Genomic DNA, 13,422 nt, shown 5'->3' with positions numbered 1-13,422 from the left:
TTGTGAGTGCTGATTCGTGAGTACAGAAACAGGTAGTTCCGAAGCAGGTAAGTCTGTGTCCGCAGCCGAGGATTCACATGACGTCGGGGGCGCCGACAAATCGGCGTCTGGCCCCGCGTCGCGGTCGCGGGTGAGTGCGGTTCTGGTCAGCTTGACTCTCGCCCTGGTGATCGTCGCAGTGCTGTCGGCGTGCATCGGTCAAGTTCCGACATCGCCTCTCGAGGTTTTGGGCAGCATCCTGCACCGCATCGGGATCGATCTCGGTCCGATGCCCGCCCATCCCAGCGGTGAAGTGACTTTGTGGGAGGTTCGCTTCCCCCGCGTCGTGCTCGCCATCTGTGTCGGCGCGGCGCTGGGATGTTCCGGTGCGCTCCTGCAGGGTGTGTTCTCCAATCCACTCGCGGAGCCCGGGGTGATCGGAGTGTCCGCGGGCGCTGCAGTTGGCGCGAGCGCTGTCATCGTCGTCGGCGGCACGTTCGTGGCCGGCTGGGCCGTTGCTGCGGCAGCGTTCGTCGCCGGGCTGTTCACCACCGCGGCGGTCTACCTGCTTGCGCGCCACGAAGGCCGAACCGAAGTAGTGACATTGGTGCTGACCGGCGTCGCGATCAATGCGTTCGCCGGCGGACTCATCGCGTTCTTCACCTTCGTCGCCAGCCCGTCCGCTCGCGATCAGATCGTGTTCTGGCAACTCGGCTCACTCAACGGAGCGTCGTGGAATGCCGTCATGATCGTGGCGCCGATGACCGTTGTCGGAATTGCCGCGACGGTCATGATCGCTCCGCGTCTGGACCTTCTCGCACTCGGTGAACATGCAGCTCGTCACCTGGGTGTCAACGTCGAACGGCTGCGCCAGTTCGCGGTTCTGATCGTCGCTCTCCTGGTCTCGGCGAGTGTTGCCTTCACCGGCATCATCCTCTTCGTCGGACTGATCGTTCCGCACCTGATGCGCATTCTTGTCGGCCCCGGCCACCGCGCGCTGATTCCGGCGAGCGCCCTTGCCGGCGCACTGGTTCTGCTTGTCGCAGATCTCGGCTCGCGGTCGCTGATCGACAACGCAGACCTGCCCCTCGGAATGCTGACCGCTCTGGTTGGCGGCCCCTTCTTCTTCTGGCTTCTCCGACGAACACGCGCGCAACAGGGCGGGTGGGCATGAGCAGCCTCGTAAGAAACTGGCGCGAACTGTTCGGCCACGTCACCCCCGAACCGGAAAGCCCTGGCGTCGGTGATGTCACCCTCGAAGCGCGCGACATCACCGTCGAACGCGGTGGTCGACACATTCTCGAAGGCGTATCCATCGAAGTCCGGGCAGGCGAGCTCGTCGTCCTCGTCGGACCGAACGGCGCCGGTAAGTCGACTCTTCTTGCGGCGTTGGCCGGTGATCAGCCCGTCATCGCTGGGCGGGTGGACGTCGAAGGCACCGACCTCACTCAGTGGGCGCCGATCGACATGGCGCGCCGACGCGCGGTTCTCCCCCAGAAACACACGATCGGATTTTCGTTCAGCGCTCGCCAGGTCGTTCGCATGGGACGTGCGCCATGGGCCGGAACGCGCCGAGAAGACCGCGACGGCGCTGCTATCACCGCGGCGATGAAGACCTGCGATGTCGAGGGGTTCGCCAATCGGCCGTTCGCCGTGCTGTCCGGTGGCGAGCAGGCGCGGGTCGCTCTTGCCCGGGTACTGGCACAGGAAACGTCGACCATCCTGCTGGACGAGCCGACTGCAGCACTCGATCTCGGACACCAGGAAGCGGTGATGTCCGTGGCGCGCGCTCGCGCTGCGGACGGCGATGCCGTCGTCGTCGTTTTGCACGATCTCGCGTTGGCAGCGGCGTATGCCGACCGAATCGTCGTACTCGAGAATGGACGCATCGCCGCCGACGGTCCCCCGGAATCGGTGCTACACGAAGAGCTTCTGACCCGCGTCTACGGTTATCCGGTCGAGGTGTTCCCGCATCCGACAACCGGAGCAACGCTGGTTATCCCGCGCCGAGAATTCACCGAACAGAATCGATGATCGATCCCAGCCTGTTCAGGACTGCTCTCACCGTCGGCAGGCTGCGACCCTCGCCCTGACGAACGCCGTCACCGACGTCCGGATGTGACCAATCAGTCTCGGTCGAGAGAACTGCGTCGCGAACCACACCGGCGATGCTTCGCTCGTCGGTCAGATCGATGTCGGTGACCGATCGCTCCGCCGTGGCGACAACGTCCGAAGGGGTCGGCACACTGTGCTCGCAGTATTCGCCGTAAACCTCGACGAACAGCACGCTCTTGCGTACGCGGAACGCGAAAGTTCGACCGTCGGACCTGCCGAAACCGTGTGCATGAGCGCCGACGGTGAGGTCCTCGATCTCGAAGCCCGGCCGCGCCGGTTCGGGCGGCTGTGCGCCGGAATCGGTGGGTTCTGTGGGAATCACAATGATCTCCTCGGTGATTGCAGCGTCAACCGCAACCGCTGTTCGTACGGTATCGCGTCAAGGGTGTGAGCGGAATGGTCGGTAGTTCCTCGACGCGATGAACGGCGCCCGACTGCGATCAGGGATGATCGATGACAGTCGCACTGCGTGAAGAACAGATGACAAGAAAAAGAGGAACTACACATGGCTCGCCTAGGGATCCGCACCACTGCAGCAGCAATGGGGGCGGCGGTTCTGCTGGTCACAGGATGTTCTTCCGGAGATGGCGGAGACGACCTCATCACGATCGATCCCGCTACGGCAGCGGTCTCACCGGCCACCACCAGCACCCCGGACGGCGTGGTTCACCCGTATTCAGGTCTGATCGATTCCATCACATTCGACCCGATCACGCGCAGCGCTGTTCTGGTTGCCAACGACCCACGATCGGTGCTGGTCGTTCCTTCGGACAGTTTGGCCGGCGCCGACCCCGCCTCCGCAGGTCGTCCGATAGCTCTGGATTCAGACGTACGCGACGTTTCGATCGGCTCCGACGGTAGCGCTCTGCTGGCGATGGATCGCCAGGTAGTGAAGCTGAATCTGACATCGGGCGAACAGACGTCCATACCGGTCGACGGCCAGGCGAACTCCGCGGTCGAGCTGACCGACGGCCGCATCGCGATCGGCACGGACAATGGTTCAGTTCACATCGTCGACCCGAAGACCGATCAGTCACAGACGGTTTCGGGGTTTGCATCCGTCGACGAACTTGCGGTTACCGGCGACAACCTGAGCGCCCTCGATCACCGTCAGACCTCGCTGACGGCGATCAATCTCGAAGACGGCAAACTCGGCGTCGCTCTTCGCGCCGGTGAGGGCGCAACTCATCTGGCCACCGATCGCTTCGGACGCATCCTTGTCACCGACACCACCGGCAACGAACTGCTCGTCTTCACTGCCGATCCGCTCCTGATGCACCAGCGCTACCCCGTCGGCGAATCGCCTTACGCCGTCGCCTACGACGAGACCGCGGATCGGGTGTGGGTGACACTGACGGCGACCAACGAAGTGGTCGGCTTCGATCTGTCGTCCGGCATCCCCGTGGAGACCGGACGGTTCAAGACGGTGCGACAGCCGAATTCGTTGGCCGTAGACTCTTCCAACGGCAATCTGATCGTCGGATCGGCAACCGGTGACGGGCTGCAGGTCATCCCGTCACGGGAGAACTGATGGAAAAGCGTACGCGCGGGATCCCCGCGCAGTGGGAGACGTCGGACGACAAGTTCGACTACGTGCCGCTCCGGCTACCGCCGAACGTTTCGCGGGTCACGGCGTCGATGCGCCTGGCGATCTCCGCCGAGTTCGGCGGGTGGGAACTCTCCCGAGTCCGTCTCTACCCCGACGGCAGCCGTCGCGTGCTCCTCAAGCGAAAGAAGACGCCGCTGCACGTGACCGATCCGGACGGCATTCAGCACTGATCGTTCAACAGACGACCAGAACCCGCCGCTATCGAAACCGCTGACAAAATCACACCATCGAAGAGCTGGAGAATCGTGTACCAACTGCTGCTGAGCCTGATGTTCCGAGTCCCACCGGAACGCATCCACCACATTGCCTTCACCGCGATGAAACTGGTGACACGGTTCGCTCCCCTTCGCTGGCTGGTCGCAAAAGTCCTTGTCGTCGACGACCCGGTTCTGCGCAGTCAGGCTTTCGGTCTGACGTTCCCGGCACCTCTCGGCCTGGCCGCAGGATTCGACAAGGACGCCACCGGAGTCGACGCCTGGGGCCCGTTGGGCTTCGGTTTCGCCGAGGTCGGAACAGTGACAGCCCAAGCTCAGCCCGGTAATCCCGCGCCACGTCTCTTCCGACTTCCGGCCGACCGCGCTCTGATCAACCGAATGGGCTTCAACAACCACGGCGCTGGTCACGCGGCGAATTTCCTGCGACAGCGCCGCGTCACGGTGCCGATCGGTGCCAACATCGGCAAGACCAAGATCGTCGAAGCTGTCGACGCCGCTGCCGACTACACGGCCAGCGCCCAGCTTCTGGGTCCGCTGGCCGACTTCATGGTCGTGAATGTCAGCTCGCCGAACACACCCGGACTCCGTGATCTGCAGGCCGTCGAATCTCTGCGCCCGATCCTGCAGGCCGTGCTCGACACCGTCAGCGTGCCGGTACTGGTGAAGATCGCGCCCGATCTCTCGGACGAGGACGTCGACGCTGTCGCCGATCTGGCAGTCGAACTCGGGCTTGCCGGAATCGTCGCGACCAACACCACGATCCGCCGCGACGGTTTGAAGACCCCGGATGCCGAGGTAGCTGCACTCGGCGCTGGCGGGCTGTCCGGTGCACCGGTGGCCGACCGCTCGCTCGAGGTGCTCCGGCGCCTGTACGCCCGAGTCGGCGACAAGATGACCATCATCTCGGTCGGCGGTATCGAGACAGCCGACCAGGCGTGGGAGCGCATCCTCGCCGGCGCGACGCTGGTGCAGGGGTACACCGGCTTCATCTACGGCGGACCGTTCTGGGCTCGCAGCATCCACAAGGGCATAGCCAAGCGGGTCCGCGCAGCCGGCTTCTCGTCGATCGCCCAGGCAGTGGGAGCTGAGAACCCTCGCTAGGAACTGCTGTGCGCCTTTATTAACCGCCCGCGGTTAATAAAGGCGCACAGCAAAGTGATTACTCGACCTCGAACGTCCCGGTCAGGGTTGCACGCGCGATCGCGTGATGGAACACGTTGAAACCGAGGAACGCCGGCGACGAGTCAGGGGTGACTCCGTCGAGCGTCTCCACGTCGAGGGCATGCACCGCCACGATGTAGCGATGCGGACCGTGCCCGGGAGGCGGGCCTGCGCCGATGAAACCGAACCCGCCACCGTCGTGGCGGAGGGTGACGGTTCCGGCAGGCAGGACATCGCTGTCCGCCGCGCCGGCACCGGCCGGGAGTTCGGTGACGGAAGCGGGGATGTTCGCCACGGCCCAGTGCCAGAATCCTGACGCCGTCGGTGCGTCCGGATCGAACACCGTCACCACGAAGCTCTTCGTCTCGGCCGGAAAGCCGGACCACGAGAGCTGCGGTGAGATGTCTTCGCCACCGGGAACACCGAAAGCTCCACTGGCCTGAGCAAGCTTCAGCGGCTGGCCCGCAGTGATGTCGTCACTGGTCAGCTCGAAACTCGGCAACTTCGGCAATGGTTCGTACGGATCGTGCGCCATGCGAATCCTTTCTGTGACAAGAGAGCTCGATGTGCGTCGAGCTCACGGATCTATCTACGTGCTCGTCAGGAATTGAGCAGGAAATGTTCCAGAACACGTGTCCCGAACAGTAGTGCGTCCACCGGAACTCGCTCGTCGACGCCGTGGAACAGCGCACTGAAATCGAGCTCGGGCGGCAACTGCAAAGGTGCGAAGCCGAAGCAGCGAATGCCCAGTTTCGCGAATGCCTTCGCGTCGGTTCCGCCGGAGAGCATGTACGGAACTGTGCGAGCCTCCGGATCGTGGGCGAGGATCGCCTCGTTCATGGCGTCGACGAGGTGGCCGTCGAACGTTGTTTCGTACGAATCCAGCTTGGTGATCCACTCGCGGGTCACGTCGGGGCCGATCAGCTGGTCCACCGTGCGCTCGAATTCGGCCTGACGTCCCGGCAGCACGCGGCAGTCGAAGACTGCCTCGGCAGTCTGCGGAATGACGTTCGCCTTGTATCCGGCCTTGAGCATCGTCGGGTTCGCCGTGTCACGGAACGTCGCCCCGATGATGTTGGCGATCGTCCCCAGCTTCGCGAGAGTCCCGTCGATGTCGGGTGATCCCGGATCAAAGTCCAATCCGGTCTCTTCGCCGACGGCGGTGAGGAACTCGGCAACCGAATCCGAGATCACGATCGGGAACTGATGAGCAGCGAGTCTCGAGACCGCGCCGGCGAGTGTCGCGACTGCGTTGTCGTCGTGGAGGAAGGAGCCGTGCCCGGCACGTCCCTTGGCCGTCAGACGCATCCAACCGAGGCCCTTTTCCGCAGTCTCCACGAGGTAGAGCCGGCGGTCGGTTCCGTCCGGCCGCGGAACCGTCAGCGAGAAACCGCCCACCTCACCGACGGCTTCGGTCACTCCCTCGAACAGATCCGGGCGGTGCTCGACCAGCCACTGGCATCCGTACTTGCCGCCCGCTTCCTCGTCCGCCACGAAGGCGAACACCAGATCACGCGGCGGTACGACGCCTTCCGCCTTGAACTGTCTGGCGATGGCCAGGATCATCCCGACCATGTCCTTCATGTCCACGGCGCCGCGCCCCCAGACGTAACCGTCCTGGACGGTGCCGGCAAAGGGATGGACGCTCCAGTCGGCGGGCTCGGCCGGAACGACGTCGAGGTGACCGTGAAGCATCAATGCACCTCGACCCGACTCAGCTCCCTTCAAGCGAGCAAAGACGTTCCCGCGGCCGGGCGCACCGGACTCGACGTATTCCGTCTCATAGCCGACTTCTTGAAGCTGCGCGGCAACCCACTCCGCGCACGCACGCTCACCCTTGGTGGTTTCGAGTTCTCCCGTGTTCGAGGTGTCGAAGCGGATGAGAGAACTGACCAGTTCGACTACTTCTGCTTCGGCTCTGCTCGGATTCGGATTATTCGGGGTTGTGGTCATTCCACTTTCCTACCATCGAATCAAACGACGCGGGCGACCGGAATGCCCCGCAACCTGGCGATTTGGGGCAGCTGACCTAATCGGATACTCTTTCCCAGCACCGAGAAATCGGGGCCGAGTCCGAGTGGCGGAATGGCAGACGCGCTAGCTTGAGGTGCTAGTGTCCTATTAACGGACGTGGGGGTTCAAGTCCCCCCTCGGACACTCGAATACAGCAGAAAGACCCCAGCCTGATCAGGTTGGGGTCTTTTTGCTGTGCGCGTTTATTAACCCCCGGCGGTTAATAAAGGCGCACAGCAGTGGGGCGATTTGGGACCTGGCGATGGCATCGGATACTCTTTCCCAGCACCGAGAAATCGGGGCCGAGTCCGAGTGGCGGAATGGCAGACGCGCTAGCTTGAGGTGCTAGTGTCCTATTAACGGACGTGGGGGTTCAAGTCCCCCCTCGGACACTCTGTGTTGAGACAGACAGGAAAAGCTCCGGTTCATCGAACCGGAGCTTTTCTCGTAATTGGCGAAGTTCCCGCACCAGGGAACAGTCCGCGCGAGCGGCGATCGAGATGGAACAGAAGTTCGAAGTGGATACAGACACCAAGAAGTCGGATGCACTGCAGGCAGATTCGCTGGAAACAGCCGATTCAGAATCTGCTCGAGCCGAACTCACCGGCCTCGACCCCGCAGAACTCGAAATCTGCCTGAAGGTCCTTTCCGAAGCCGCCGAACTCGACGACGAGCATCCCGATTCGATCACCATGCAGCGCGCTGTCGGCCATCTGTTCAAGCGACTCAAGAAGAAGCGCCGCCTCGCCTCGCGCGCAGCCGTCAACGAAGCGGACCGCCAAGTAGTCGCCGCGACTGCCACAGGTTCACCCGATCGCATCGACGACGAGACCGCAGGCATTCCGATCAAGTCGAACACCGCCGGCGCTTCCGCCGGCACGCTCATCAAGGCGCGACCGTGCTACATCTGCAAGCAGCGCTACACCGCAGTCGACGCCTTCTACCACCAACTGTGCCCCGAGTGCGCTGCCACCAGCCGCAGCAAACGTGATGCGAGCACTGATCTCACCGGCAGACGCGCACTTCTGACCGGCGGCCGCGCGAAGATCGGTATGTACATCGCGCTGCGCCTGCTGCGTGACGGCGCACATCTGACCATCACGACGCGATTCCCCAACGACGCGATCCGCCGATTCAAGGCGATGGAAGACAGCAACGACTGGATTCACCGTCTGCGCATCGTCGGCATCGACCTCCGCGACCCCGCCCAGGTTGTTGCACTCGCGGATTCCGTTGCCGCACAGGGTCCGCTCGACATCCTCATCAACAACGCCGCGCAGACCGTCCGACGCTCCCCCGGTGCCTACGGCGCTCTGGTTGACGCCGAGTCCGGAGCACTGCCCGCCGGTGAACTCCCTGATGTCCTGACCTTCGGCAAGACGAGCGACGCCCACCCCGCGGCTCTGGCCGGATCGCTGTCGGACGTCGCAAGCATCACCTCCGGAAATCTGTCCGCCGACGCGGTCAGTTCGCTCGCACTCGTCGCCAAGTCGGCTTCACCCGATCGCATCGAGCAGGGCATCGCCATCGACGCCGGCGGGCTGCTGCCGGACCTCGCGCACACCAACAGTTGGGTCCAGACCGTCGAGGAGGTCGATCCGATCGAGCTTCTCGAAGTCCAGCTCTGCAACTCGGTCGCGCCCTTCATCCTCGTTTCACGCCTGCGCCCGTCGATGGCCGCGGCAGCTGCGCGACGCAAGTACGTCGTGAATGTCTCCGCCATGGAAGGCCAGTTCAGCCGCGCATACAAGGGCCCTGGCCACCCGCACACCAACATGGCCAAGGCAGCACTGAACATGCTGACCCGCACCAGCTCCAAGGAAATGCTCGACGACGGCATCCTCATGACCGCCGTCGACACCGGCTGGATCACCGACGAACGCCCGCACTTCACCAAGATGCGGTTGGCCGACGAAGGTTTCCACGCGCCGCTCGACCTCGTCGACGGTGCAGCCCGCGTCTACGACCCAATCGTTCAGGGCGAGTTGGGCGTCGACCTGCACGGCTGCTTCCTCAAGGATTACAAACCCTCGCCGTGGTGATGGGCGGCACCCCGTAGTGGTGACAGGCAGCACCTAGGCGCCCCGATGTGGCGATCTCGTCACCGCCAAACCCCCGTGTCGAGTAGCTCAATTCAGGTAGGGCACAGCATTGCAGGCGATAATGGACTGCGAACCTGCTCACCGACTCGGAGGAACCATGACGATCGCCGTCGTACACAAGGACAGCCCGGAAGGCCGCGCCGCAATCGTGGCCGCCGCACGGGAATCCGTGGGTCGAAGCGAGGAACTGCTGGTTCTGCACGTCCTGGACGATGTCAACATCGGGGACACGGCCGACACCGGAGACACCGAGGACGATCGGGCCGCTCTTCGCGGCGAGATTCAGTCAGCGCTCGACGCCGGTGGATTCTCGGAGACGAAGTGGGATCTGCGCACCACCGAGCACGACGGCGATCCGGTGACCGCGCTCGTCAACCTGGTCCACGGCGCGGGTGTCGATCTCCTGATCGTCGGAACACGCCGGATGTCCCCCATCGGCAAGTTCCTCCTCGAACGCCCGCTGCAGCGTCTCCTGCTCGAAGTGGAGGCTCCGATCCTCGTCGTCAAGGAACCCCTCCCCGCCGAGTGACCTCGGTCACATCACTTTCGAGTGCGCGTTTGTAGGCTGGCTCCATGACTGGAACCTCGCCCGCCCGAGAACTCGACATCATCGTCTACGGAGCGAGCGGCTTCGTCGGAAAGCTACTCGCCGACTACCTCGTCAAACACGCTCCCGAAGGCACGAAGATCGGCCTCGGTGGCCGCTCCCTCGAGAAGTTGGCAGCCACTCGCGCCGATCTGGGTACCGCCGCTGCCGATCTCCCCCTGATCATCGCCGACGCCGACGACGCCACCGCATTGAAAGCGCTCGCGCAGCGAACTCGGGTCGTCGCCACCACGGTCGGCCCGTACGCCAAGTACGGTCACACCCTTGTTCACGAATGCGCCTCCGCCGGAACTCATTACGTTGACCTCACCGGTGAGGTGCTGTTCCACCGCGAGAGCATCGACGCCAACCATGAGCTGGCGGTCTCGACCGGCGCAAAGATCGTCCATTCCTGCGGATTCGATTCCATCCCTTCCGATCTCGGAGTTCACGTCCTCCACGAGAAGGTCACTGCCGACGGCGCCGGTGAGCTCACCGACACAACGCTGGTGGTCACGGCGCTGCGCGGCGGAGTGAGCGGTGGCACGATCGATTCGCTTCGCAATCAGATCGACGTGTCGAAAGACGATGCGCGCCTAAGGAAACTCGCGGCCTCGCCGTATTCATTGAGCCCCGATCGTGACCGCGAGCCTGACCTCGGACGACAGAGCGACGTGAGCGTGGTCGACGGCAAGAAGATCGATCCTTCGTTGAAGGGTTGGAAGGCACCGTTCGTGATGGCGTCGTACAACACACGAGTCGTCCGTCGCAGCAATGCGCTACGAGAGTGGGCGTACGGCAAGAAGTTCAAGTACAGCGAGGTGATGAGCGTCGGCTCCTCGGTGGTGTCACCGGTAATCGCGGGCGGTGTCGCAGTCGGCCTCGGCGCGCTGGTCGCCGGACTCGCCCTTCCTCCGACACGTTTCCTTCTCGACAAGGTATTGCCTGCACCCGGCGAGGGCCCGAGCGAGAGCACCCAGAAGAAGGGGCACTTCACGCTCGATGTGTTCACCACGACCACGACCGGCGCTCGATACACCTCACGAGTGAAGGCGAAGGGCGACCCGGGATACAGCGCGACGGCGGTAATGCTCGGCGAATCTGCGTTGTCATTGGCGAAGGACCACAAGGATCTCCCCCCGGCTACCGGCGTTTTGACTCCAGCGACGGCGCTCGGCGACGTCCTGGCCGAGCGTCTACGCAAGGCCGGTTTCGAGATTTCCGCGCGCAAACTCTAGACAGAACGAATTTCACTTGATCGTTTCAGCTCTTCGCGCCCGATTATCGCAGCTCAGGGCGCGGACAGCGGTGGGAATACTCCCAGGTAACATTGATGTTGGTTCATGGCATCCATATGTGGTGCTCCGCTTTCGGAAAAGTGAGGCTATTCATGACTGAGCGCGTTCAGGTCGGCAGTCTTCAGGTTGCCAAGGTTCTCTACGACTTCGTGGTCGAGGAGGCTCTTCCCGGCACCGGTGTAGACGCCGAGACGTTCTGGGCCGGCGCCGACAAGGTCATCACCGAGCTCGCACCGAAGAACCGCGATTTGCTTGCCAAGCGTGACGATCTGCAGGCTCAGATCGATCAGTGGCATCGCGATCATGCCGGCGCTCCCATCGACGCTGCCGCATACAAGGCGTTCCTGCAGGAGATCGGCTACCTCCTGCCGACGCCTGCCGAGTTCTCGGTCACCACCGCGAACGTCGACACTGAGATCACCTCGACGGCCGGCCCGCAGTTGGTCGTGCCGATCCTCAACGCGCGCTTCGCTCTCAACGCGTCCAACGCCCGCTGGGGTTCGTTGTACGACGCGCTGTACGGCACCAACGCCATCTCGGAGGAGAACGGCGCCGAGAAGGGTTCCGGCTACAACAAGGTCCGCGGCGACAAGGTCATCGCCTGGGCGCGTGAATTCCTCGACGCGGCAGCACCTCTCGCGTCGGGGTCGCATGCAGATTCGACCAAGTACGTGATCGAAGGCAGCGAACTGAAGATCACGTTGGCAGACGGTACGGTCACCACCCTCGCCCAGCCGGAGAAGTTCGTCGGCTACCTCGGCGAGAAGGACGCACCGACGAGCATCCTGCTGCTCAACAACGGATTGCACGCCGAGATCCAGATCGACGCGTCCTCCCCGATCGGCAGCACCGACGCCGCCGGTGTCAAGGACGTCGTTCTCGAATCGGCCGTCACCACGATCATGGACTTCGAGGACTCGGTCGCCGCTGTCGACGCCGACGACAAGGTTGTCGGTTACCGGAACTGGTTGGGCCTCAATCGCGGTGATCTGTCCGAGGAGATCAAGAAGGGCGCCAAGTCCTTCACTCGTACGCTCAACGGCGACCGTAAGTACACCGCCGTCGACGGCAGCGAACTCAGCCTGCACGGTCGTTCGCTCCTGTTCGTCCGCAACGTCGGTCACCTCATGACCAACCCCGCGATCCTCGATGCCGACGGCAACGAGGTCCCCGAGGGCATTCTCGACGCTTTGATCACCAGCACCTGTGCAGTGCACGGCCTCTCGATCAGTGACGCCAACGGCCCGCTCGACAACAGCCGCACCGGCTCGATCTACATCGTCAAGCCCAAGCAGCACGGCCCCGAGGAAGTTGCCTTCACCACCGAACTGTTCGGCCGCGTCGAGCAGGTCCTCGGGCTTCCCGAGAACACGCTCAAGGTCGGCATCATGGACGAGGAGCGTCGCACGACAGTCAACCTCGCTGCCTGCATCAAGGAAGCCGTCGACCGCGTCGTGTTCATCAACACCGGCTTCCTCGACCGCACCGGCGACGAGATCCACACCTCCATGGAAGCCGGCGCGATGGTGCGCAAGGCCGAGATGAAAAAGCAGAAGTGGATCGGTGCGTACGAGGACTGGAACGTCGACACCGGACTGGCCTGCGGCCTGCAGGGCAAGGCGCAGATCGGCAAGGGCATGTGGGCCATGACCGAGCTGATGGCAGACATGCTCGAGCAGAAGATCGGCCACCCCAAGGCCGGCGCCAACACCGCGTGGGTTCCTTCGCCGACCGGCGCAACGCTGCACGCGACGCACTACCACCGCGTCGACGTGTTCGCTGTTCAGGACAGCCTGAAGGGCAAGCCGCGTGCGAGCGTCGACGACATCCTGACCATCCCGCTCGCTCCCAGCACCGACTGGACGGACGCGGAGAAGAAGGAAGAGCTCGACAACAACTGCCAGTCCATCCTCGGCTACGTCGTCCGCTGGATCGACGCGGGTGTCGGCTGCTCCAAGGTTCCCGACATCCACGATGTCGCGCTCATGGAGGACCGCGCCACCCTGCGCATCTCGAGCCAGCTGCTCGCCAACTGGCTGCGTCACGGCATCGTCAGCGAGAGCGACGTTGTCAGTGCACTCGAGCGCATGGCCCCGGTTGTCGACCGTCAGAACGAGGGCGACGCCGAGTACCGCAACATGGCACCTGATTTCGATTCCAACATCGCGTTCCAGGCTGCCAAGGAACTCATCCTCGAAGGCGCGAAGCAGCCCAGCGGATACACGGAGCCGATCCTGCATCGCCGCCGCCGCGAGTACAAGGCTGCCAACGCCTGATTTCACCTTCTTCGAACTCGAAGCTGAACCCGAACAGCCTCGGCACCGCTACCGGTGTCGAGGCTGTT

The 13,422-nt window shown here is 63.4% G+C and carries 12 protein-coding genes and 2 tRNA genes; 11 read left to right on the top strand and 3 right to left on the bottom strand.

Features of this window, described 5'->3' with window-relative positions:
- Window positions 1-55 precede the first annotated feature (55 nt).
- Window positions 56-1,153 carry an iron ABC transporter permease gene (locus CPI83_RS14030; protein ID WP_019748543.1) on the top strand — a complete coding sequence of 366 codons (1,098 nt, stop codon included), beginning with the start codon at window positions 56-58 and terminating at the stop codon, window positions 1,151-1,153.
- Complete coding sequence (locus tag CPI83_RS14025; protein WP_097387353.1) at window positions 1,150-2,013, top strand: heme ABC transporter ATP-binding protein; 864 nt, start codon at window positions 1,150-1,152, stop codon at window positions 2,011-2,013. Before CPI83_RS14030 ends, CPI83_RS14025 begins: the two co-directional genes overlap by 4 nt.
- Here CPI83_RS14025 and CPI83_RS14020 read toward each other — a convergent pair.
- A complete protein-coding gene (locus tag CPI83_RS14020) occupies window positions 1,994-2,416 on the bottom strand; it encodes a hypothetical protein (protein WP_020969683.1) in 423 nt (140 codons plus the stop codon). The two genes, CPI83_RS14025 and CPI83_RS14020, sit on opposite strands and share 20 nt — an antisense overlap.
- Window positions 2,417-2,599: 183 nt before the next feature.
- Here CPI83_RS14020 and CPI83_RS14015 point away from each other — a divergent pair, with 183 nt between their 5' ends.
- The 3 genes from CPI83_RS14015 (at window position 2,600) to CPI83_RS14005 (ending at window position 5,019) form a co-directional block, all read left to right on the top strand.
- On the top strand, window positions 2,600-3,625 hold the full coding sequence (locus tag CPI83_RS14015) for a hypothetical protein (protein WP_019748546.1): 1,026 nt from the start codon (window positions 2,600-2,602) through the stop codon (window positions 3,623-3,625).
- Window positions 3,625-3,873, top strand: a complete 249-nt coding sequence (locus CPI83_RS14010; protein WP_003946171.1) for a DUF5703 family protein — start codon at window positions 3,625-3,627, stop codon at window positions 3,871-3,873. Before CPI83_RS14015 ends, CPI83_RS14010 begins: the two co-directional genes overlap by 1 nt.
- A gap of 75 nt (window positions 3,874-3,948) precedes the next feature.
- Entirely contained in the window at window positions 3,949-5,019 is a 1,071-nt protein-coding gene (locus CPI83_RS14005; RefSeq protein ID WP_020907828.1) for a quinone-dependent dihydroorotate dehydrogenase, read from the top strand.
- A gap of 58 nt (window positions 5,020-5,077) precedes the next feature.
- On the opposite strand, the gene CPI83_RS14000 is transcribed toward CPI83_RS14005, so the two are convergent.
- Window positions 5,078-5,614, bottom strand: a complete 537-nt coding sequence (locus CPI83_RS14000; protein WP_007733394.1) for a YbhB/YbcL family Raf kinase inhibitor-like protein — start codon at window positions 5,612-5,614, stop codon at window positions 5,078-5,080.
- Window positions 5,615-5,679: 65 nt separating this feature from the next.
- Complete coding sequence (locus CPI83_RS13995; protein ID WP_069146601.1) at window positions 5,680-7,032, bottom strand: M20/M25/M40 family metallo-hydrolase; 1,353 nt, start codon at window positions 7,030-7,032, stop codon at window positions 5,680-5,682.
- Between the two features lie 118 nt (window positions 7,033-7,150).
- On the opposite strand from CPI83_RS13995, the gene CPI83_RS13990 reads away from it, so the two are divergent.
- The 6 genes from CPI83_RS13990 (at window position 7,151) to CPI83_RS13965 (ending at window position 13,354) form a co-directional block, all read left to right on the top strand.
- Window positions 7,151-7,236, top strand: a tRNA-Leu gene (locus CPI83_RS13990).
- Window positions 7,237-7,398: 162 nt separating this feature from the next.
- Window positions 7,399-7,484 (top strand) — tRNA-Leu (locus CPI83_RS13985).
- Between the two features lie 108 nt (window positions 7,485-7,592).
- Window positions 7,593-9,134: an SDR family NAD(P)-dependent oxidoreductase gene (locus CPI83_RS13980; protein ID WP_003946151.1), complete on the top strand. Its 1,542-nt coding sequence runs from the start codon at window positions 7,593-7,595 to the stop codon at window positions 9,132-9,134.
- Window positions 9,135-9,291: 157 nt separating this feature from the next.
- On the top strand, window positions 9,292-9,723 hold the full coding sequence (locus tag CPI83_RS13975) for a universal stress protein (protein WP_020723653.1): 432 nt from the start codon (window positions 9,292-9,294) through the stop codon (window positions 9,721-9,723).
- A gap of 44 nt (window positions 9,724-9,767) precedes the next feature.
- On the top strand, window positions 9,768-11,018 hold the full coding sequence (locus tag CPI83_RS13970; RefSeq protein WP_070386266.1) for a saccharopine dehydrogenase NADP-binding domain-containing protein: 1,251 nt from the start codon (window positions 9,768-9,770) through the stop codon (window positions 11,016-11,018).
- A 152-nt stretch (window positions 11,019-11,170) separates the two neighbouring features.
- Entirely contained in the window at window positions 11,171-13,354 is a 2,184-nt protein-coding gene (locus CPI83_RS13965; protein WP_097387352.1) for a malate synthase G, read from the top strand.
- Window positions 13,355-13,422 lie beyond the last annotated feature (68 nt).

The sequence above is a fragment of the Rhodococcus sp. H-CA8f genome, assembly GCF_002501585.1.
In the GTDB taxonomy this organism is placed as follows: Bacteria; Actinomycetota; Actinomycetes; order Mycobacteriales; family Mycobacteriaceae; genus Rhodococcus_F; species Rhodococcus_F erythropolis.
The sequence above is the reverse complement of the archived record's forward strand: the minus strand, read 5'-3'. Positions and strand labels throughout refer to the sequence as shown.

Coding starts and splice junctions, on each gene's coding strand:
- CPI83_RS14025 (WP_097387353.1), top strand. CDS start 1,150: ATGAGCAGCCTCGTAAGAAACTGGCGCGAACTGTTCGGCCACGTCACC.
- CPI83_RS14015 (WP_019748546.1), top strand. CDS start 2,600: ATGGCTCGCCTAGGGATCCGCACCACTGCAGCAGCAATGGGGGCGGCG.
- CPI83_RS14010 (WP_003946171.1), top strand. CDS start 3,625: ATGGAAAAGCGTACGCGCGGGATCCCCGCGCAGTGGGAGACGTCGGAC.
- CPI83_RS14000 (WP_007733394.1), bottom strand. CDS start 5,614: ATGGCGCACGATCCGTACGAACCATTGCCGAAGTTGCCGAGTTTCGAG.
- CPI83_RS13995 (WP_069146601.1), bottom strand. CDS start 7,032: ATGACCACAACCCCGAATAATCCGAATCCGAGCAGAGCCGAAGCAGAA.
- CPI83_RS13980 (WP_003946151.1), top strand. CDS start 7,593: ATGGAACAGAAGTTCGAAGTGGATACAGACACCAAGAAGTCGGATGCA.
- CPI83_RS13975 (WP_020723653.1), top strand. CDS start 9,292: ATGACGATCGCCGTCGTACACAAGGACAGCCCGGAAGGCCGCGCCGCA.
- CPI83_RS13970 (WP_070386266.1), top strand. CDS start 9,768: ATGACTGGAACCTCGCCCGCCCGAGAACTCGACATCATCGTCTACGGA.
- CPI83_RS13965 (WP_097387352.1), top strand. CDS start 11,171: ATGACTGAGCGCGTTCAGGTCGGCAGTCTTCAGGTTGCCAAGGTTCTC.